General features: G+C 39.1%; 18 protein-coding genes. 11 read left to right on the plus strand and 7 right to left on the minus strand.

The window, feature by feature from the left end:
- Nucleotides 1-12 precede the first annotated feature (12 nt).
- Entirely contained in the window at nt 13-993 is a 981-nt protein-coding gene (locus AC570I_RS01200) for a PorP/SprF family type IX secretion system membrane protein (protein WP_497403657.1), read from the plus strand.
- A 194-nt stretch (nt 994-1,187) separates the two neighbouring features.
- The gene (locus tag AC570I_RS01205; protein WP_497403660.1) at nt 1,188-1,796 is read left to right on the plus strand and encodes a Crp/Fnr family transcriptional regulator; all 609 of its coding nucleotides are present in this window, start codon (nt 1,188-1,190) and stop codon (nt 1,794-1,796) included.
- A gap of 711 nt (nt 1,797-2,507) precedes the next feature.
- On the opposite strand, the gene gap is transcribed toward AC570I_RS01205, so the two are convergent.
- The 3 genes from gap to pfkA are packed head-to-tail and all read right to left on the minus strand — an operon-like array spanning nt 2,508 to nt 5,344.
- Entirely contained in the window at nt 2,508-3,506 is a 999-nt protein-coding gene (gap, locus tag AC570I_RS01210) for a type I glyceraldehyde-3-phosphate dehydrogenase (protein WP_047798224.1), read from the minus strand.
- Nucleotides 3,507-3,515: 9 nt separating this feature from the next.
- The gene (locus AC570I_RS01215; RefSeq protein WP_047798223.1) at nt 3,516-4,358 is read right to left on the minus strand and encodes a hypothetical protein; all 843 of its coding nucleotides are present in this window, start codon (nt 4,356-4,358) and stop codon (nt 3,516-3,518) included.
- The gene (pfkA, locus tag AC570I_RS01220) at nt 4,358-5,344 is read right to left on the minus strand and encodes a 6-phosphofructokinase (protein ID WP_047798222.1); all 987 of its coding nucleotides are present in this window, start codon (nt 5,342-5,344) and stop codon (nt 4,358-4,360) included. The genes AC570I_RS01215 and pfkA overlap by 1 nt, the downstream gene beginning before the upstream one ends.
- Nucleotides 5,345-5,455: 111 nt before the next feature.
- On the opposite strand from pfkA, the gene AC570I_RS01225 reads away from it, so the two are divergent.
- Nucleotides 5,456-6,145, plus strand: a complete 690-nt coding sequence (locus tag AC570I_RS01225; protein WP_047798221.1) for an NUDIX hydrolase — start codon at nt 5,456-5,458, stop codon at nt 6,143-6,145.
- 119 nt (nt 6,146-6,264) lie between these two features.
- On the opposite strand, the gene AC570I_RS01230 is transcribed toward AC570I_RS01225, so the two are convergent.
- Nucleotides 6,265-7,122: an N-acetylglucosamine kinase gene (locus tag AC570I_RS01230; protein WP_047798220.1), complete on the minus strand. Its 858-nt coding sequence runs from the start codon at nt 7,120-7,122 to the stop codon at nt 6,265-6,267.
- Between the two features lie 217 nt (nt 7,123-7,339).
- Here AC570I_RS01230 and AC570I_RS01235 point away from each other — a divergent pair, with 217 nt between their 5' ends.
- The 5 genes from AC570I_RS01235 to AC570I_RS01255 all read left to right on the plus strand — a co-directional run bounded on the left by AC570I_RS01235 (nt 7,340) and on the right by AC570I_RS01255 (nt 13,879).
- Entirely contained in the window at nt 7,340-8,362 is a 1,023-nt protein-coding gene (locus tag AC570I_RS01235) for a threonine aldolase family protein (RefSeq protein WP_497403665.1), read from the plus strand.
- A gap of 34 nt (nt 8,363-8,396) precedes the next feature.
- Complete coding sequence (gene accC, locus AC570I_RS01240) at nt 8,397-9,896, plus strand: acetyl-CoA carboxylase biotin carboxylase subunit (protein WP_497403667.1); 1,500 nt, start codon at nt 8,397-8,399, stop codon at nt 9,894-9,896.
- Between the two features lie 13 nt (nt 9,897-9,909).
- Nucleotides 9,910-10,494, plus strand: a complete 585-nt coding sequence (locus AC570I_RS01245; RefSeq protein WP_497403672.1) for a riboflavin synthase — start codon at nt 9,910-9,912, stop codon at nt 10,492-10,494.
- Between the two features lie 113 nt (nt 10,495-10,607).
- A complete protein-coding gene (locus AC570I_RS01250) occupies nt 10,608-13,250 on the plus strand; it encodes a family 78 glycoside hydrolase catalytic domain (protein WP_497403674.1) in 2,643 nt (880 codons plus the stop codon).
- Between the two features lie 167 nt (nt 13,251-13,417).
- Nucleotides 13,418-13,879 carry a DUF4268 domain-containing protein gene (locus AC570I_RS01255; protein ID WP_497403678.1) on the plus strand — a complete coding sequence of 154 codons (462 nt, stop codon included), beginning with the start codon at nt 13,418-13,420 and terminating at the stop codon, nt 13,877-13,879.
- On the opposite strand, the gene AC570I_RS01260 is transcribed toward AC570I_RS01255, so the two are convergent.
- Nucleotides 13,876-15,030: a tetratricopeptide repeat protein gene (locus AC570I_RS01260; RefSeq protein ID WP_497403680.1), complete on the minus strand. Its 1,155-nt coding sequence runs from the start codon at nt 15,028-15,030 to the stop codon at nt 13,876-13,878. The two genes, AC570I_RS01255 and AC570I_RS01260, sit on opposite strands and share 4 nt — an antisense overlap.
- Nucleotides 15,031-15,163: 133 nt before the next feature.
- Between AC570I_RS01260 and AC570I_RS01265 the strand changes: the two genes are divergently transcribed.
- Nucleotides 15,164-15,460 carry a hypothetical protein gene (locus AC570I_RS01265; RefSeq protein ID WP_121282359.1) on the plus strand — a complete coding sequence of 99 codons (297 nt, stop codon included), beginning with the start codon at nt 15,164-15,166 and terminating at the stop codon, nt 15,458-15,460.
- 23 nt (nt 15,461-15,483) lie between these two features.
- Complete coding sequence (locus AC570I_RS01270; RefSeq protein WP_497403684.1) at nt 15,484-16,074, plus strand: porin family protein; 591 nt, start codon at nt 15,484-15,486, stop codon at nt 16,072-16,074.
- 86 nt (nt 16,075-16,160) lie between these two features.
- Here AC570I_RS01270 and AC570I_RS01275 read toward each other — a convergent pair whose 3' ends face one another.
- Both AC570I_RS01275 and AC570I_RS01280 read right to left on the minus strand, forming a co-directional pair.
- Nucleotides 16,161-17,081 carry a YihY/virulence factor BrkB family protein gene (locus AC570I_RS01275; RefSeq protein ID WP_497403687.1) on the minus strand — a complete coding sequence of 307 codons (921 nt, stop codon included), beginning with the start codon at nt 17,079-17,081 and terminating at the stop codon, nt 16,161-16,163.
- 77 nt (nt 17,082-17,158) lie between these two features.
- Nucleotides 17,159-17,557: an META domain-containing protein gene (locus AC570I_RS01280; protein ID WP_497403689.1), complete on the minus strand. Its 399-nt coding sequence runs from the start codon at nt 17,555-17,557 to the stop codon at nt 17,159-17,161.
- 198 nt (nt 17,558-17,755) lie between these two features.
- On the opposite strand from AC570I_RS01280, the gene AC570I_RS01285 reads away from it, so the two are divergent.
- Nucleotides 17,756-18,547, plus strand: coding sequence for a hypothetical protein (locus tag AC570I_RS01285; protein ID WP_497403691.1), 792 nt, complete (start codon nt 17,756-17,758; stop codon nt 18,545-18,547).
- Nucleotides 18,548-18,567: the final 20 nt, after the last annotated feature.

Genomic DNA, 18,567 nt, shown 5'->3' on the forward strand with positions numbered 1-18,567 from the left:
TTGAATAAAACAATGAAAACGGTAAAGCATTTGATCTTGTTTTTTGCGACTATGATTTGTTCACTGCAAATCGATGCTCAGCAAAATGCGCAGTTCAGCCAGTATGTTTTCAATGGCATGTACATTAATCCCGCCTATACCGGATATAAAGAAGAACTCTACCTGCAAGCTTTTGCACGGGCACAGTGGACGGGGATTAAGGGGGCGCCGCAAACGCTTTCCCTTTCCGCCGATGAGGCTATAAATGATGAGAGCCTGGGGATAGGAGGGATCATCACAAAAGATAAAATCGGTGCGCAAAGTACACTTAGTGCCTCTGCAAATTTTGCATACCGCATTAAATTAGATCGTACTGAAACCAATATTCTTGCTTTTGGGCTGGGGGTAGGAGTTATTCAAACAGGATTAGATGGGAGCCAGCTAGATGCAATTGAGTTGGGTGATAACCGTATTCCAACAGGTAGCGTAAGTCAGATTATGCCGGATATCCGTGCAGGTATGCATTATTCAAACGAGAAGTTTTTTATCGGTTTTTCAGCAGACAACCTTTTGAGTAAGACGCTGTCTGTGGGAGCAGATTACAGCAGTCTGAATATCAAAATAGAACCTCATTTCTATTTAACATCCGGATTGGCCTTACCACTTAATAATCAGTTTGTATTTAAGCCTGCTTTTTTGATCAAGGATGATCTGAAGGGGCCAACTTCTCTGGATTTAAATGCGTTTATGCTGATTAAAGAAAGATTTTGGTTAGGCGCAGTGTACAGAACTTCAATTAAAATTTATCCTAAAACAAATTTGCAGAATGATTTGAGAGACCGGGCGGCAATAGGATTCATTGGTGAGCTGTTCGTAAACACTAACCTTCGTGTAGGCTATGGTTATGATTATAGCCTGAATAAATTGAGTAATTATGATTATGGTTCTCATGAAATTTCTGTGGGTTACTATTTCGTGACTAAGAAAAGCCGGAGGCCAAAGTGTTATTTTTAGTTCAGGTTTAATATTTTCTGCTAATCAAATGAGCAGAATAGTTTCGGATCTTCCAGATTATTAGTAATTTATGTGGTAGAAAGTGTTTTTTTTAATGGTTCATCCGTTATGAAGGTCTAATCGTCGACTTTATTTTATTTTCTGCTAATGTTTTGCTATAATTATGGGTCTATTCGTTTATCCCTATTAATTATATGCTCGAATCTCGTAAGATTTTCCTGGTCGATGCTATGCTTGATTATTTCAGCAACCTAAGTCCAATATCCAATGGCTTTGTAAAAGAGGTAAAAAATAATTCGCATGCTATGCTGGTTAGGAAAAATAAGTACATCCTTTCGCCTTTGGATCACAACGTATCCGTTTATTTTGTTGTAAATGGTTTGGTGAGGGGATTTATAAAAGAGGATCATAAAGATATTACCACCTGGATTAGCTTGGGGAATGAGTTCATCGGAGCAATTCAAGCTCCAAGTGAATCAATAAGCCCTTCAATAGAGTACCTGCAGGCTTTGGAAGATACCGAACTGGTAGCTATTCCGAATGCAGCCATTCAAATGTTATATGACTTGTATGCTGAAACCAATATTATTGGACGGAAAATCCTGGCACTTCAATATCATGCTGCCTGCGAAAGATCCATTCTGGCGAGGATTCCATCAGCGGAACGGCGATATGAAAAATTTCTGGAGCTCAATTCGTTCGATACCTCAAACGTGCCATTAAGATGTTTAGCCAGCTTTTTAGGAATGCGATTGGAAACACTTAGTCGTATTAGAAGTAAGTTGATAAAAGAATTAGACTAAATTTCCTTCAATTTATGCCAGCAGCAAGCTGAACTATTCTGCGTGTGATCTTTTTTCCCCTTACGCTCAACTCTATACCCGGGTCATTTCTGAATTGTTTGATAAGAAGGTTGCCCAAAATTCCTTATAAAAGAAAAGAGACACTCTATCCAGATGTGTCTCTTTTTTCTAACCAAATATAAACCTGTTATGAGCCAGGCTTTGTCTTTAATTTTCTTTCAGGCTTTTCGCATTACTCGAAAATGATTTATCTTTTTTTAGGTAACAAACCTTGTTCGTTTATTACTCTACAAATATAGTAAAAAAATTGATAGTGTAAAAAATACACTAAGAAATTTTTAAGTATTTTTTTTGTCATTTTTATTTACGATTATCTTTTCTGAAGGATTAAGGATTAAAAATGACTACCGAACAAATATACATCGAAAATATGTTAACTAATTGTTAAATATTATGAAAAAGTGTTATTATATCTCCAGGTAGAATCAATTTTATGTTAAAAATCAAAACTAAGTGGTTAAAATCGCACTATTGTCTCTAATTTTTAAAATAATAAGTGTTTTAGATCCATAAAACTTTATCCAAGATATAATTTATCGCTTAAAAATTAACGTTATTTATTAATAAATATTGCATTTAAAAATAAAGAGGTGATGTTTTTTAGAACATCACCTCTTAAATGATTGAAAATTAGCTTGAAAGCTTATTTTCTTATAAAGTACCGTAGTATTCTACGAATTTAGCCAATGCAGATGAATATCCCCATTCATTATCGTACCATGAAACAACTTTCACAAAGTTATCGTTTAATGAAATACCAGCTTTTGCGTCGAAAATAGAAGCGTGATCATCACCGATGAAGTCAGATGATACTACTTCGTCTTCAGTATAAGCCAATACGCCTTTTAATTCACCTTCAGAAGCAGCTTTCATAGCAGCTTTGATTTGCTCATAAGTAGCTGGTTTTTCTAAACGTGCAGTTAAATCAACTACTGATACGTCAGCAACCGGAACGCGGAATGACATACCAGTTAATTTACCTTTTAATTCAGGAAGTACCATACCTACTGCTTTAGCAGCACCAGTTGATGAAGGGATGATGTTAGAGAAACCACCACGTCCACCTCTCCAGTCTTTTGCCGACGGACCGTCCACAGTTTTCTGAGTTGCAGTTACCGCGTGGATTGTGCTCATTAAGCCTTCAACGATACCGAAGTTATCGTTTAATACTTTAGCGATTGGGGCTAAACAGTTAGTAGTACAAGACGCATTCGAAACGATAGTTTGATCTGCAGTTAATTTATCATGGTTAACACCCATTACATAAGTTGGGATGTCGCTATCTTTGGCAGGAGCAGAGAAAACTACTTTTTTAGCACCTGCAGCGATGTGTTTCTCAGCATCAGCACGGGTTAAGAATAAACCTGTAGATTCGATAACGATATCAACACCCACAGCATCCCATTTCAAGTCAGCAGGGTTACGCTCTGCAGTTACACGAATAGTTTTACCATTAACGACTAAGTTACCGTCTACAACTTCAATTGTACCATCGAATCTGCCGTGAGTTGTATCATATTTTAACATATAAGCCATGTAATCAGGCTCGATCAAATCGTTGATTGCTACAATATCTAATCCTCTTTTTAATGCAGCTCTGAAAACCAGTCTGCCGATACGGCCAAAGCCGTTTATTCCAATTTTGCTCATTGTTTTTTGTTAATTAGTGTAATGTTTTAATAAATTTACTATAGGTTCTTTAATAATGCTTTTTATTTCAAGATTATATTTTTTTGCGGTAAGCTGTAAACGTTCTTCCAATTCAGCAGCTACTTTACCTACAAAATGCAGCTCTTTATCTCCATACTTTTCTACCATAGGCAGGATATAAGTATCGAAGTGTTTCTCAAATCCTGTATCAATCATTCTAATGATATAGTCATTGTTAATGTTTTGGGTAAAGAAGTCGAAGAAAGAGGTTAGAAAGACATTGACTTGAGGCTTATTGTAAATTCTTTCCAGAATTTGCGGCCTGTCTAAATTGTAGTTTTTGACGAATTTTTTTTCCAGATCAGCAGGTAAATCTCTGCTTAAAAAATTTTTAAGGAGCATTTTGCCAAAATAGTTTGATGATCCCTCATCGCCAAGGATATATCCTAGTCCAAAATTGTTGTTAAGAGGTTTTTTACCGTCGAAGTAGGCACAATTTGCGCCGCTACCAAGCATGGCTACTATGCCCGGTTTATCGTAACAAGCTGCTTTCGCTGCTCCAAATAAATCGTTTTGAACAAATATTTTACTATACCTGAAAAAAGATGATAAGGTTTTAGCCAGTTCCTCCTGCCTGTCTGGTGAGGAAGCACCTGCAGCAAAGAAATAAATTTTTTTAATGTTCTCTGCGTTGTTAACCAGGGCAACCTTTTTATTCAGGATCTGTAATGTTGTTTTGGCGTCTACAAAGCACGGGTTTATACCTGAAGTATTGCAGTGAGCAATCACTTTCCCATTTTGAGTTAACTTCCAAAATGCCGTTCTCGATCCGCTGTAAACAACTGCTATCATTATATAGAGAGTACCTCCGTCATTTCCATTAAATCTGGTTCAAGCTTAAAGCTATGCGAGGTAAGTGCCTCTGTTATGCTCGTCATTTTTATCTCGTTGCCTTTTAAGCCAACCATTTGTTCCGTTTCGCCTGCAATTAAGGCATTTACGGCCGCAAAACCAAGTCTACTGCCTAAAATTCTGTCGAAACTACTAGGACTTCCACCGCGTTGAAGATGACCAAGGATGGTAACCTTTGTGTCATAATGGTCAAAAGTTTCCTTCACTTTTTTTGCTATATCGTATGCTCCGCCTTGTTTATGTCCCTCTGCTACAATTACGATACTCGAAGATTTTTTCGTGGCTGCACCTAATGCGAGTTTTTCGATCAGTTCTGTTACGCTTGTTTCACGTTCAGGTAACAATACCGCTTCCGCTCCTGTTGCAATAGAACTTCTAAGTGCTATACATCCTGAATCACGCCCCATTACCTCGATAAAGAATAACCTGTCGTGTGCATCTGCAGTATCTCTGATTTTGTCAATCGCTTCAATTACCGTATTAATTGCCGTATCATAACCCAATGTAAAATCCGAACCAACCAGGTCATTATCAATAGTTCCTGGTATCCCGATTACTTTAACCCCAAAAGTCTCTGAGAAACGTTTGGCTCCGGTAAATGTCCCGTCTCCACCGATAACCACTAATGCATCAATGTCGTTTTTCTTTAGGTTATTATAAGCAATCTGTTGTCCCTCTTCAGTTTTGAACTCGAGGCAACGTGCAGTTTTTAATATCGTTCCGCCCAGGTGTAAAATGTTGCTTACAGAACGGGCGTCCATTGGTTTTATGTTGTCGGTAATTAAACCCTGGTATCCTTGCATTACCCCAAACATATTAATGCCATGGTAAATGCCGGTACGTACAACAGCTCTTATCGCAGCATTCATCCCGGGGGCATCGCCTCCAGAAGTCAGTACAGCTATATTTTTAATATTTGGCTTCATCTTTATAGTACGAATATAGTGTGTAATTTTTACACTAAGTAATTTTTTTTATTTTTTTTACTTATTCCTGAAAGTCATACCTTTATCTGCTAATAATAATTAATTTTTACCTTGGAACAAATTTTACCTCATTTAGATTCAGTATTCTCAATAGATTGCGTTTTGTTTGGATTCGATGGTAAGGAACTCAAAATCCTGCTCATTGAAAGAAATGAAGAACCATTTAAAGATTGGTGGGCATTGCCTGGTAATATTGTTGGTCCTGATGAAAGTCTCGATCAGTCTGCCTCCCGGATTCTATATGAACTCACGGGTTTACGCGGCATATATATGGAACAGTATTATGCTTTTGGCGATCCGAACCGACATCCACAAGGCAGGGTAATTACCTTAGCCTATTATGCCCTTATCCGTTTAGGAGGTGATAAAGAACTTCGTCCGATCAGTAACTATGCCAAGCGGGCAAACTGGTTACCGATTACAGATCTTCCTAAATTAGCCTTTGACCACCAGAAAATTTATGATAAAGGTCTGGAGAAAATAAAGCGTAGAATTAAGCACCAGCCAATTGCTTTTGAACTTTTGCCAGAGAAATTTACCTTAACTCAGCTGCAGCATGTGTATGAGTTGATTTTAGGTAAAAAGCTCGACAAACGTAACTTCAGAAAGAAAATAGTGAGCTTTGGTGTGCTTAAGGAACTCGATGAAAAGCAAAAGGGTGTTTCATATCGTGCTGCCACGTTATACCGGTTTGATAAACGGCGATATGCCAAACTATTTGGCAAAGAAATATCATTTTAACTTAGTCTCCATATCTGATATTTCGGATTTAACATATAAATAAACGCCCCGGTTTGAAATTCAAACCGGGGCGTTTCTATTATAGTGATCGGCGCATCAGCGATCTGACCAGATATATTTTATTTTTTTGCAATTTCCAGGTGGTAATGTACCAGGTCATCTATTGGTGAGCGGATGATTTTACCCACGCCCATTTCATAACGGTCTGCAACAATACTAAGGATATCCCTGAAGCTATATCCAACAGAACCCACACAGTTCAGTTTATGATCTTTATAGTTTGGATAATGGATAACCAAAGCTTCGAAGAAAGCGGTAAATGCGTAGTCGATTGTGCTGAAAGCATAATCCTCATAAGAATCTTTGAAATCGTAAAGAAATTTACTGAAGCTTGCGCAAAAACGGTTCGGAAGTGGTTTGTTATAAATGTTATCGAAGATATCTTCATTAGTCAGCGCATAATTGTCATAAAAAGCTTCGCGCAGGCCTTTCGGCATGTAACCTTTCATGTAATCACTCAGGATACGTTTGCCAATATATGAACCACTTCCTTCATCACCCAGGAAGTACCCTAGTGAATCGATATTCATCGTAATTTCTGATCCGTCGTATAAACATGAATTTGTTCCTGTACCCAAAATAGCTGCAAATCCTGGCTCGTCCCCAAGAAGTGCTCTGCAAGAGGCAAGTAAATCATGGCCAACGAACACATCGGCATTGGTGAAAACCTGTTTCATGGCATCTGCCACAATTTTCACATTTCCTGGCGTAGAACATCCAGCACCATAGTAATATACTCCGGTCAGTTTTTCTCTTTCCAAGTGGTCTGGCAGAGTTTCATTCAGTGATTTTACAATGTACTCTCCTTTGGAGAAATAAGGATTGTAACCCTCGGTATTAAAGTAAATTTTTCTGCCGGCCTCGTTAATCAGACACCAATTTGTTTTGGTTGATCCACCGTCTGCAATTACTATCATTTTATTTATTTTTGGTTTTAGCACGATAAAAGTATAAAAACTCTTATATTTTGTATCCTTTTTTTTAATAATTTTTTAACAATTTATTGTTGTGAAAATTTAAGTGTGTAAAAAATACACTATATAGAGCGCTTAATCGCCCAAAAACCTTAAAATTATACCCGAAAAGGCATTGGTCTTTTTTTTAACCGTAAGAAATATTTTACAATTCATAAGCATGAATAAGGAATTTTTAGACTTCAGAAGTGATACCGTTACCAAGCCCACACCCGGCATGCTTGATGCGATGATGAGTGCAAAAGTGGGTGATGATGTTTTTGGTGAAGACGAAACTGTTCACAATCTTGAAACCAAAATGGCTGCAACATTCCATATGGAAGAGGGGCTGTTTTGTCCATCAGGAACCATGACCAATCAGATCGGCATTAAATGTTTCACTAACCCTATGGATGAGGTGATTTGTGATCAGACTGCCCATGTTTACCGATATGAAATCGGCGGTATTGCTTTTCATTCAGCAGCATCTGTGAGACTATTATATGGCGAACGCGGGATTCTTACACCCGAGCTTATAGAACCTGAAATCAATGAGGATAACATTCATTACCCAAACTCAAGTCTTGTTGTATTGGAAAATACAGTGAATAAAGGTGGAGGCGCTTGCTATACCCTTGGCCAGATTGCACCCATTCATCATTTATGTAACGTTAAAGGTTTAAAGCTTCATTTGGACGGGGCGAGGATATTTAATGCTTTAGTGGCTACAGGAGATAAAGCAGCGGAGTATGGTAAATACTTTGATGGAATTTCCGTTTGCCTCTCTAAAGGGCTCGGCGCACCCGTAGGCTCGGTTCTGCTTGGTACCAGGCAAACCATTGCAAAGGCCAGGAAAATCAGAAAAGCTTTTGGAGGTGGAATGCGCCAGGCCGGATTTTTAGCCGCTGCAGGAATTTATGCTTTGGATCATCACGTTGAACGTTTACAACAGGATCACGATCATGCTAAAGAACTTTCCGTTGCGCTGGCCAGAACCAGTTACGTGAAATCCATAATGCCCGTTGAAACCAATATCGTGATTTTTGAAGTTGCTGCAGGTACCGCACAAAAAATTGTTGATCAATTTAAAGAGAAAGGCTTACATTGTAACACAACAAGTGCAAGTACCATCAGATTGGTTACCCATTTAGACCTTACACCTGAAATGATTGACCGGGCTATCGATATAATATTACACTTATAGAATTTAATTTAACTGATTTATGCAAATGGATTCTATGCCTTCAATACCAATTTCCAAATTACTGATTGCCAACCGCGGCGAAATTGCTTTGCGTATCATGCGCTCTGCTAAAGAGATGGGAATTAAAACGGTGGCGGTTATTTCAGAAGCTGATCGGAACGCACTTCATGTACGCTATGCTGATGAAGCCGTCTGTATCGGTCCGCCCCCCTCTAATCAAAGCTATCTTGTCGGTGAAAAAATTATAGCTGCCTGTAAAACCACAGGGGCGCAAGCCATTCACCCCGGTTACGGTTTTCTTTCAGAAAACGCTTTTTTCGCACAAATGGTGGCAGATGCAGGATTGATTTTAGTCGGCCCATCTCCAAAGGCAATGGAAATTATGGGTAATAAACTCTCTGCAAAAGCTGCTGCCCTCAAGTACAACATTCCAATGGTTCCCGGCACCGAGGAAGCGGTAGAAGATGTAGAAGAAGCCAGACAGCGGGCTGTTGAAGTTGGTTTTCCCATTTTAATCAAAGCCGCTGCCGGGGGAGGAGGAAAGGGAATGCGCATAGTGGAAAATGTAGATGATTTCGAAGAGCAGATGCAACTTGCCGTAAGTGAAGCCATTTCAGCGTTTGGCGACGGCTCAGTATTCATCGAAAGGTATGTCAGTTCGCCACGGCACATCGAGATTCAGGTAATGGGGGATAACTATGGCAATGTGATTCACTTTTTTGAGCGTGAATGTTCCGTGCAACGCCGCCATCAGAAAGTGGTAGAAGAAGCCCCCTCTTCAGTGCTCACCCCTGAAATCAGGGAAGCGATGGGTAAGTGTGCGGTGGATGTAGCCCGGTCGGTAAATTATTCAGGTGCAGGTACCGTTGAATTCATACTGGATGAAAATCTTGACTTTTTCTTTCTGGAAATGAACACCCGCTTGCAGGTTGAGCATCCCGTTACTGAACTCATCACGGGTGTAGACCTGGTTAAAGAACAGATCAGAATCGCTTCCGGAGAAAAATTGAGTTTTACTCAGGACGACCTCAAGATTAGCGGCCACGCAATAGAACTGAGGGTATATGCAGAAGATCCCGCAAATAATTTTCTGCCGGATATTGGTACATTATTAACCTATAAAACCCCAAAAGGAAACGGAGTAAGAGTAGACGACGGATTTGAGCAGGGGATGGAAATTCCAATTTACTATGATCCGATGATTGCCAAACTGATCACTTTTGGTAAAGACAGGGCGGAAGCTATCGAACGCATGATTAGAGCAATTGCAGAATATGAGATTACCGGGATAGAAACTACGCTGGCTTTTGGTAAGTTTGTCATGCAGCATCAAGCATTCAGATCAGGCAATTTTGATACGCATTTCGTTGGTAAATATTTTAAACCTGAAAACTTATCATCTCAAAACGAAGAGGAGGCTTTTATTGCGGCAATAATTGCAACAAAATTATTCCAGAAGGAAAAAAATGGAGATACACCTTCATTAACAAGCGAGCCTTCATCCACCTGGAGAAAAAACAGATTGAAGTATTAAACTTATTTTTACAATGTTTACCGGAATTATAGAAACCCTGGGCGAAATTAAGTCCATCCAGCACCATCATACCAATATTCACTTCACCATTTCATCACCAATCAGCCATGAGCTTAAGATTGATCAGAGTGTGGCACACAATGGCGTTTGCCTGACTGTTGTGGCACTTGATGATCATAGCCATACGGTTACCGCAATTGATGAAACCCTTAATAAAACCAGTCTCGGAAAGTTAAAGGTGGGAAGTAAAGTCAATCTAGAGCGCTGTATGCAAATGAACGCACGGTTAGACGGTCATATTGTGCAGGGACATGTCGACCAGACTGCGATTTGCATCAAAAGAGAAGAACTGGATGGTAGCTGGGAATATCGTTTTAAGTACGATGCAGCCGGAGGAAATGTGACGGTAGAAAAAGGTTCAGCATGTGTAAATGGAATCAGTTTAACAGTTGTAAATTCTGAGGCCGATGAGTTTTCTGTATTTATTATTCCTTATACCTTCGAACATACCAATCTTCAGGAAGTTGAAGTTGGAGATCAGGTTAACCTGGAGTTTGATATTATAGGTAAATATGTAGCCCGATTGATGAATAAATAAACTCTCTTTATCGTTTATTCAACGTTTATTTTTCATAACAGTGCAGGATAGTCAGCTGAAATATTATGCTCATTATCGTAAGGTTGAAATACGAATTAACCCTAACCACTTATATGAATCAATATCGTTTTTTTCCTACTGCCCTTTGTACGGCTATTTGTCTCTTTGTAATTTCCGGGAATGTTTATTCACAAAAAATTGCTGTAAGAGATTTAACTGTTGAACATTTGGTAAATCCTTTTAGTATAGATAACCCGCATCCAAGATTCAGCTGGAAACTGATCAGCGATATCAAAAATACTACCCAGAGCCAATACGAAATCCGCTTAACAAATGCGGGGAAAAAAGTATTGTGGAACCCACAAAATCAAAGCAGTCAGTCGGTGCTTGTCAATTATGATGGACCTGCACTTTCCTCCAAAACAAAATATTTCTGGCAGCTCAGGATAAAAGATAACCATGGAAATACTTCCCCATGGTCAGCTGTTCAATTCTTTCAAACCGGTTTAAAGACAGCAGACTGGTCAGCAAAATGGATTACGGTATCAGGTGCTGATAGCGCTTATGCCAGCCCGGTTCTGAGAAAAACCTTTCAATCTGTTAAAAAAATTGCCAGTGCAACGGCATATATAACAGCCAAAGGTTTATATGAAGCTTCATTGAACGGTGAGCGAATCAGTGATCATTACTTTGCACCCGGTTGGACAAGTTATAAGGACCATATTCAGTATCAGGTTTACGATGTAACCGCATCAATAAAAAAAGGAACAAATGCCATTGGTGTTGCCCTGGGGGATGGCTGGTATAAGGGGAGAATCGGATTTGCAAACCAAAAACACTTTTATGGTGATACCAGAGCCTTGCTTTTTCAACTGGAATTAGTGTATACCGATGGAAGTAAAGAGGTAATCGGCAGTGACGAAAGCTGGAAATTTAATTATGGCCCCACCCGGTCGTCAAATATTTATGACGGGGATACTTACGATGCCAGAAAAGAACTTCCGGGATGGAATAGTGGAGCATATAAAGAAACAGCAGACTGGAAAGCAGTTGCAGTAATTCCTTCAGGAACAGAAAAGCTGGTTGGGATGAGCGGCCCTCCGGTGCGAACGCATGAGGAATTTAAGGCTTTAAAGATTTTCAAAACTCCTGCAGGCGAAACGGTAGTAGATTTTGGACAGAATATGGTGGGATGGGTTGTCCTAAAAGCAAAAGGGCCAGCCGGAACTGCCATCCATGTACAACATGCAGAGGTACTGGATAAGGCTGGTAATTTCTACATCACCAACCTTCGCTCGGCCAAGCAAACCAACACCTACATTTTAAAAGGGAATGCGGAACAGTCTTTTCAGCCAACATTTAGCTTTCAGGGATTCAGGTATGTAAAAATTACAGGTTATCCCGGAGAGCTTAAACTGGATGACCTTAAAGCTGTAGCAGTGTATTCAGATATGGCGACCACAGGAAAATTTACAACATCTAACCCGCTGCTTAACCAGCTTCAGCACAACATTCAGTGGGGACAAAAAGGTAATTTCGTTGATGTGCCAACCGATTGCCCACAGCGGGATGAACGGTTGGGCTGGACAGGGGATGCACAAGCATTTGCCAATACTGCTGCGTACAATATGAATGTTGCCGCATTTTTTACCAAATGGATGAAAGATGTAAGTGCTGATCAATTGCCGAACGGGAGTGTACCCTATGTGATACCCAATGTACTCAATCAGGGCGATTCAGGTTCCTCGGGATGGGCCGATGTGTCCACCATCATCCCTTGGGATATGTACGTAGCATATGCTGACAAAGGCTTGCTGGAAACCCAATATCCCGGGATGAAAAAATGGGTAGATTATATCGCCTCCGTTTCCAAAAACGATCTCTGGAATAGTGGCAATCACTTTGGCGACTGGCTGTTTTACCGCCCCAATGATGATAATGACGGTAGGGCAGCAGTAACGGATAAATACATGATTGCACAAACTTTTTATGCGCACTCTACCCAGTTATTGATCAATGCGGCAAAAGTACTTGGTAAAAAGGAGGATGAAGAGAAGTATACTGCACTTATTAAAAAGATCAAAGCTGCCTATGTACAGGAATATATGACGCCGAATGGCAAACTCGTTTCCAATACCCAAACCGCTTATGTGCTGGCCCTGCAGTTTGACATGCTGCCTGAAGATCTTCGCCAGCAAGCTGCCCAGAGGTTAGTGGATAATGTGAAAAGCTATGGCAATCACCTTACAACAGGTTTCCTGGGTACACCATACCTTTGCCATGTATTAAGCAGGTTTGGTTACGATAGTGTGGCCTATGATCTGCTTTTGCAGGAAAGTTATCCATCCTGGTTATATCCGGTTAAAATGGGTGCAACTACAATATGGGAACGCTGGGATGGAATCAAGCAGGATGGCAGTTTCCAGACTGCAGATATGAATTCATTTAATCACTATGCCTATGGAGCTATTGGCGATTGGATGTATAAAAATATCGCCGGCATTAATCCCGTGGCAGCTAAACCGGGTTATCAGGAAATTCTGATCGCTCCCAAACCGGGAGGTAAGTTAACCAGCGCCTCGGCTGAGCTCGAAACCGTTTATGGTACAGTAAAGTCGTCCTGGACTATCACTGATGGCACTTTCAAGATAGACGTTTCTGTTCCTGTAAATGCCTCGGCAACAGTGATCCTGCCTAAAGGAAATCAAAATGAAAAGATTGGATCGGGAAACTACCATTATGAGTGCAAACTTTAAAAATAAACCACTAAGACGTTAAAAATTTTTATGGTTTATTATAAAACAACGATACCATTGATAGGGTAACTGATATCTCTGATGGCATTGTTATAATGGTCTTTTTCCATAAATTTGCGCTTTCATAATTCTGCCAGTAATGCAGATTTATATTCTACCAATAAAACATGTACAGTAAAGAAGAAGCGGCGAGGTTAAAGCAACAGTTTTGGATCAGTTTAGGTCAGTATATGAAGCCTGTACCTTCAGCAAGCGGATCAACTGTACATTGGGTAAATTACAGAACTGGTGTCAAAAACATCTTTTTTAAAATGGATGTTACCAATAAAAAGGCCATGATTTCGGTTCAGCTTACCCATTCTGATCAAGATATCAGGTATTTGATATTCGAGCAATTCGAGGAATTCAAAAGCATGCTTACCGGTACGTTAGGTGAAGAATGGGATTGGGAAAAAGATGCCAGCGATGAATATGGTAAATCTGTAAGCAGAATATGGATCGGCCTCGAAGGTGTTAGCGTGTTCAACCAACAGCACTGGCCGGATCTGATTTCTTTTTTCAAGCCCAGAATAATTGCTTTAGATGAATTCTGGGATAACGTTAAGCCCGTATTCGAAGATTTGGTTTAATTTGCAACAGGATTTGTGAGCTGAGCAATCCTGGCCTTTGTATATTCGATCTCCTCTTTTTCATCAGTGAAATTGGGCTTGTTGTGTAAGTATTGGCTATAATATCTTAATGCAGTTTGATTTTTCCCCAGTTTTGTATCGTAAAGAATTCCCAACCTATAATATAATGTTGGATTTGCTTTAAACTGAAGTCCTTTTTTATAAGCTGATAATGCCAAATCGTATTTATTATTTTCCTGATAAACCATCCCCAGCAAACCGTAGTAGCTTGAGGTATTGGGCGATATGGCTTCCTCTATCGTTTTTTTAGTATAGGCCGTAGCCTTTGGGTAATTTTTCAATGCCCGGTAGGCTAGCGACGTAAAATAGAGTGTGGCCTCATTTTGCATATTCAGCTTTTCAAGTTCTTCAAATAAGTTAATTGCTTTTTGATAGTCCCGGGTAAAATAGTACGCCTTAGCAACATCTTTAATTACTCCTGCATCCTTAAGATCTTTTAAAAGTCGTTCGCCGGAGATGATAACCTCTTTGTATTTTTTCAGCTGATTGGCTATGGGGAGTTTTGCTCTTTGAAGGACCAGATTTTCACTGTCAGCGTGCAGTGCAATATTTAGCACGGAATAGGCTTTATCATAGTTTTGATAAAGGGAATGCATTTCTGCAAGATCATCTGCCACATCGCCATCACTGGGGTTGAGCCGGTTTGCTTTAAGTAAATAAACCAATCGCATGGAATCTTTATGAGAATACAGATTTGCCAGTAATTTATATACACTAAAATTATTGCTGTCAGCCTTTACAATTTCTCCATAATAATTTCTTGCTTTTTCGTTATTCCCTCTTCTGGTATTAATGCTTGCTAAACTAAAAAGAATAGGTAAGTTCGCTGGTTGAAGGGTATAAGCCTTTGCATAAAACTTCTCAGCCTCAGGGAAATTGCTGGCCATTAAAAAGCAATAGCCTATTTGAGTAAGTACTTTTGGATCATCATTTTGAGATCCATAAACTTCCTTTAAGTATTCTCCAGCCTCGGCATATCGTTGGGACTGGTAGAAATCAAACAGCTTCTCCTTATCAACCATACTGGAATTTTGTGCATTGGCATTCCAGAACATCACCGAAAGAAATAAGAATAACAGCTGCTTTTTCATAGAATTTAATTTTAAACTAATTTATTAGTTGTTTTTTGTAATTCCAAGTGTTTGAGCAACATTGAGATAAAATAAAACAAAAACGAGAAGTGGGGGTTTATTTAGAGAACATTAATATTAAAAATAAGAACCTATGAATACTTTAAAAAAGTTTGAATTAATGGAAAAGATTGTCCGTGAGTTAGAAGATTTACAAAATTCACAGCAGGCACTTATTCAGAAAATTGGTAAAATTGAAGTTGATAACATCGAGCTTGGTGATAGCAGACTGGAGAAAGATTTGCCGGATATCCATCAAAATTTAGCTGATAACTTAGATACAATCTCAGGAATTTTAGATTACTTTGCAGGTAAAACGCAAAACTTTGGTGATAAGAACAATGTTGATGCGCTTAAGGAACAAGAGGCAATCAATAATGCCACAAGCTAGCAAAATCTAAATCATCTTAAATTATGAAACTTTTATCTTTAACCGCTGCATTTCTTTTTTTTGGATTTGCCGCGAGCGCACAGGTCTTACCATCATTTCAGTTTGGATTAAAAGCAGGTGCAAATTTTTCGAAATTCGACAGTGAAAACACGTTTAGCAGTGAGAACCGTGCAGGTTTTTATGGCGGTGTTTGGGCAAGGATAGGTGCTGCGGGTGTGCATTTTCAACCAGAACTTTATGTATCCGGCAAAAAAGCAAATCTAGTAAGCGACGCGACAGGTCAGGTGAACAGGGTTAATTTCACCAGTCTGGATGTTCCATTGTTAATAGGAACTAAAATCGGAGCGCTTGGGGTAGGAGTAAGATTGAATACAGGACCTATGTTTTCATTGATTCTGGATGAAAACCAAAGCCTGAAAGATGCAGCTGGCAGTGTGTTCAGAGCAGACTTTAAAAACCAAGCCCTTGCGTGGCAGTTTGGTGCAGCGCTTGATATTAAAAAACTAAGCATTGATGCACGTTATGAGTTGGGTTTATCCAAAATTAATAAATCCGGTTATCCAGGTACGAAACTTAATTTATTCACTATCGGACTAGGATATAGAATTTTTTAATCCATTATATTAAATTGAAAAAGGCAGGTTATTAAACCTGCCTTTTGTGTTTATAGCATTTGAGCAGCCCATTAGGCTACATCACTTTACTGATCCAGTTCCACTTCGGTAAGCTCATAAGCGAAGGAACCGTTTTTAGGGATTATAGGAGTAGCGCTTTGTATACTGAGTGCCTTGATAAAAGAAGCTCCGAAATAGAATATCAGCGATGAGTAAAATACGAAGAGCATGATCACAATGATTGATCCCGCAGACCCGTAAATACTACTGATGTTACTTAAAGGCAATAAAATCCGAAGGATGTATTTGCCTGCGGTGAACAGGCATCCTGTTAACAAGCCACCGGAAAGCGCCGCCCGCCAAGTGGGCCGGCCGTTGGTCAAAAATCTAAACAATATGGTAAACCAGGTGGTGACGATAAAAATAAATACCAGTTGGTTAAGTATAGAAGTTAAAACCAGCTCAAAAGATGGTGAGTTGGACTTCAGGTAAGAACCTATGAATGCCTGAACGCTATCAGCTAAAAGCCCAAAGAAAAATAAGATACCCGCCAGCAGGATTATTGTTATTGAAATGGCTCTCGATTTTAAGGTATTCATAATTCCTTTTTTATCCTTGTAACCTATATTCCAGATTTGCTCAAGCGAATTTTTAATCACATTAAATAGGGTAGTGGCAACAAAAAGGAAAAAAATAAAACTGAGTAACGTTACGTACCATGCCTGATCTATTCCCCGGATATTTCTAAGCGTTGATCTGATTTGCTGAATACTGTCCTGATCCAGAATATTCGCCAGCCGCTCGAAAATATGGGTCACTAATAATCTCCTGTCGGTAAACATACCAAATAATCTGATCAGGATGATTAAAATAGGTGGAAGTGCAAAGTTTGTGAAAAATGCTGTGGCTCCGGCCAAACGTAACGGATCATTCTTTTGGAATAAACCAAATGCATTTTTTACAGTGGTGAAAAAGAACTTTAAATCTGCTGTAATAGACGTTGGCATCTTTTGGGGCGTAACTTAAAAGGTCGAAATTATTAATTTTTAATCAAAAAATGCAGAACGGCAAATGTTAAAGATCGTTAATTCGCTTTTGTAAATTCCATTAATGTCTTTTTTCCACTCAGCAAGTAAAGCTTATCATTACTCAGTTTTGCGCCATCTACCTGATTAATAGTATGCAGGTAAAACCGTTCAGCAGCATCCGTCTCCTGGCAAAACATTTTAGTGCCAAAGAAATTTTTCAAAGCAATTTTATCATCAGTAATCTCGGCCTTCCCGCCATAACTGTTGCAGAATGACTTACCGCTTACTTTTAAACTATCAGCAAAATTTAAGGTTGCTTTTGCATTAACTGGTAATGTGATTCCCGGTAATGACGTGAGTTCCCATTTGGTATTTTCCAGCTTCGAAGCATCTATTTTTTCAACACATGCACTAAATAAACAGATAATGAGACTAAAGAAGAACAGGTTTTTCATAGCTTAGCTTTAAAGTTTTCACTTATACGAACAAAAACTAATCCATTATTTCATCATTTCTGTATTTTATTACTTCCGCTATAAAGTATCCCGCAACCATATAGGTGGTTATGCAACAATTTTATGTATTTCTGCTAATTGTTTAATGCTTAAACATAAAGGTTATAACTTCGTGCAAAAAATAAACATCGTTTACTTATGAAAATCAAATTATTAGCCCTCATCTCCTCTGTAGCACTATTTGCCTGCAAAGGCAACATGGAGAAAACATACACCGCGGAACCAATAGCTGCAAATCAAACCTTCGATGAAATCCCGAAATCGGAAAAAGCAGTACTCACATTAGTAAAAATCGATTCAAACCGTGCTGACGGACAAGAGCATTTCAAAATTCAGTACCGCGATACAACCTTATCAGTTCAGGAGGGTAAAAATAAGCTGGCTGCAGAATTCCGAAACGCAAGATTTGTAAACAGTCAGAATACGGCTGTGGTGGCGCAGGTTGTAGATTCTACCCGGAACGTAGCACCATTCTATGTGTTCGCTTTAAAAGACGGTTCTGTTGAGGTCATGAGTCTTGATAAGGCTTCCAAAGGAAAAAACGACGGTTTATATACTCAGGGTCTTGTTGAACTAACCAGAACAAACTTCGTCATTAATAACGATTTCATTGTAAATTCAGTTAGTGGGAAAATCAATACCATTAAAAGACAAAATCCAGATGAGCGGATTCAAGGTAAGTTTTTAATGTATTCGAGAGATAAAACTACGCTAGTGTTTTTAACAGAAAAAGAACTTTATCAGGTTAATTATCGTAATGGAGAAACACAAAGCCTGACGGTTCCGGCTAGTTTGCTGGCCAACACAGCGGGTATTCAAAATGAAATTGCATCAAACTATTCGTGGACAACGAATAACCATGGTACACCATTTTTGAAATACAATGGAAATTCAGACCGGATTGTTGACATCAGTGAGTTTAAGAAATAGATAATACCTAGGAAAGAAAA

This window comes from Pedobacter sp. A2324 (genome assembly GCF_059693705.1).

Bases quoted from the DNA above. Each gene is read 5' to 3' on its own strand.
- AC570I_RS01235 (WP_497403665.1), top strand. From the start codon at position 7,340: ATGAATAAGGAATTTTTAGACTTCAGAAGTGATACCGTTACCAAGCCC.
- AC570I_RS01255 (WP_497403678.1), top strand. From the start codon at position 13,418: ATGTACAGTAAAGAAGAAGCGGCGAGGTTAAAGCAACAGTTTTGGATC.
- AC570I_RS01200 (WP_497403657.1), top strand. From the start codon at position 13: ATGAAAACGGTAAAGCATTTGATCTTGTTTTTTGCGACTATGATTTGT.
- AC570I_RS01205 (WP_497403660.1), top strand. From the start codon at position 1,188: ATGCTCGAATCTCGTAAGATTTTCCTGGTCGATGCTATGCTTGATTAT.
- AC570I_RS01270 (WP_497403684.1), top strand. From the start codon at position 15,484: ATGAAACTTTTATCTTTAACCGCTGCATTTCTTTTTTTTGGATTTGCC.
- pfkA (WP_047798222.1), bottom strand. From the start codon at position 5,344: ATGAAGCCAAATATTAAAAATATAGCTGTACTGACTTCTGGAGGCGAT.
- AC570I_RS01280 (WP_497403689.1), bottom strand. From the start codon at position 17,557: ATGAAAAACCTGTTCTTCTTTAGTCTCATTATCTGTTTATTTAGTGCA.
- AC570I_RS01215 (WP_047798223.1), bottom strand. From the start codon at position 4,358: ATGATAGCAGTTGTTTACAGCGGATCGAGAACGGCATTTTGGAAGTTA.
- AC570I_RS01250 (WP_497403674.1), top strand. From the start codon at position 10,608: ATGAATCAATATCGTTTTTTTCCTACTGCCCTTTGTACGGCTATTTGT.
- AC570I_RS01265 (WP_121282359.1), top strand. From the start codon at position 15,164: ATGAATACTTTAAAAAAGTTTGAATTAATGGAAAAGATTGTCCGTGAG.
- AC570I_RS01245 (WP_497403672.1), top strand. From the start codon at position 9,910: ATGTTTACCGGAATTATAGAAACCCTGGGCGAAATTAAGTCCATCCAG.
- accC (WP_497403667.1), top strand. From the start codon at position 8,397: ATGCCTTCAATACCAATTTCCAAATTACTGATTGCCAACCGCGGCGAA.
- AC570I_RS01275 (WP_497403687.1), bottom strand. From the start codon at position 17,081: ATGCCAACGTCTATTACAGCAGATTTAAAGTTCTTTTTCACCACTGTA.
- gap (WP_047798224.1), bottom strand. From the start codon at position 3,506: ATGAGCAAAATTGGAATAAACGGCTTTGGCCGTATCGGCAGACTGGTT.
- AC570I_RS01230 (WP_047798220.1), bottom strand. From the start codon at position 7,122: ATGATAGTAATTGCAGACGGTGGATCAACCAAAACAAATTGGTGTCTG.
- AC570I_RS01260 (WP_497403680.1), bottom strand. From the start codon at position 15,030: ATGAAAAAGCAGCTGTTATTCTTATTTCTTTCGGTGATGTTCTGGAAT.
- AC570I_RS01285 (WP_497403691.1), top strand. From the start codon at position 17,756: ATGAAAATCAAATTATTAGCCCTCATCTCCTCTGTAGCACTATTTGCC.